The organism is Bartonella sp. AP40SXNS (genome assembly GCF_042195825.1).
Lineage (GTDB): Bacteria > Pseudomonadota > Alphaproteobacteria > Rhizobiales > Rhizobiaceae > Bartonella.
This window is the reverse complement of sequence record NZ_JBHIPB010000089.1, coordinates 1-985: the sequence shown is the minus strand read 5'-3', so window position 1 is coordinate 985 and position 985 is coordinate 1. Positions and strand designations below refer to the sequence as shown.

The window sequence follows — 985 nt, the reverse complement described above, 5'->3', positions numbered from 1 at the left end:
TATGGACCCGCCTTTAATGCTTTAGTTGCATCCGGTCTGTTAGGTTATGTGAGTGATGGCAAACAAACCACTATTGGCTTTGATGGGAATAGATATGACTTTGTAAGCAGAATTATTGGTGGCAATGGCTATACCTACGGGACACTCCCTGCTGGTAGTAACATGTGGAAAGAATGGTGGAGAGTGGTCATGAATCCCATAAGTTCCCATACTTGTCTTGGAGATGCAGGTTATAAATGTAGATATGATTATGGTTCATCTCATCGTGAACAATTTCCTTTAAGTAAATCATGGAGTAAAAAATGAAACACATCGTAAAATTATTAAGTGCTGTAACTTTGTTAAGTATAGCTGGATGTCAGTTTAATAAACCTCCTTCAGGATATTTGACTGCTTGGGAGAAACTGGGAGCAGATTTTACTGAGGTAGGAAAAGGCTTGTTAGAATGTGGTATGCCAACCCCTTATGATAAGGATCCAGAAAGCAGCAAGCTCAGTAATAATGCAATAGCAACAATTCATGCTTGTATGGTTCAATCAGGATTCCGCTATAAAGATGAAAGGGGGGGGGGATGGTGTGTAAACCATAAAGCCGAAAACTTGCCCATTTGTCGTCCAGGCGCTGTTGTTCCACAGCGCAGTGTCAAGAAGCGCTTAAACAGCCCTTTTTGTAAAAAATATAAAAATGCACCTGAATGCAAACCTTAAGTGTTTCTATTGGTGATGATCAACAATCTGCCATCCTTGCCTTTGCTTGGAACGGCGGGATTGTTTTCTCAACCAATCATCTCAATATTGTTCACCGTTGTTTTAAGCAGCGGTGACAGGAAATATCAACAGGCTTATGAGCTTTTTTATTGTAAATAAATCCATTGAAAGAGGGGAATAATGAAGAAAATCTTAAAACTATTGAGTTGTATAGCTCTGTTAAGTATCACTGGATGTGTTAACTCAATTCCCTCACTTTCTCCAGCATTATGGAGAAA

Annotated in this window: 2 protein-coding genes and 1 pseudogene; all 3 read left to right on the top strand. The window is 39.4% G+C overall.

Annotated elements, in window-relative coordinates; genetic code table 11:
* Positions 1–306, top strand: a pseudogene (locus ACFILZ_RS09905) (filamentous hemagglutinin); the annotation flags it as partial.
* Positions 303–707, top strand: a complete 405-nt coding sequence (locus tag ACFILZ_RS09900) for a hypothetical protein (RefSeq protein ID WP_375611069.1) — start codon at positions 303–305, stop codon at positions 705–707. The pseudogene ACFILZ_RS09905 and the gene ACFILZ_RS09900, both read left to right, overlap by 4 nt.
* Complete coding sequence (locus ACFILZ_RS09895; RefSeq protein ID WP_375611068.1) at positions 695–823, top strand: hypothetical protein; 129 nt, start codon at positions 695–697, stop codon at positions 821–823. Before ACFILZ_RS09900 ends, ACFILZ_RS09895 begins: the two co-directional genes overlap by 13 nt.
* Positions 824–985: the final 162 nt, after the last annotated feature.

Bases quoted from the DNA above. Each gene is read 5' to 3' on its own strand.
- ACFILZ_RS09895 (WP_375611068.1), top strand. From the start codon at position 695: ATGCAAACCTTAAGTGTTTCTATTGGTGATGATCAACAATCTGCCATC.
- ACFILZ_RS09900 (WP_375611069.1), top strand. From the start codon at position 303: ATGAAACACATCGTAAAATTATTAAGTGCTGTAACTTTGTTAAGTATA.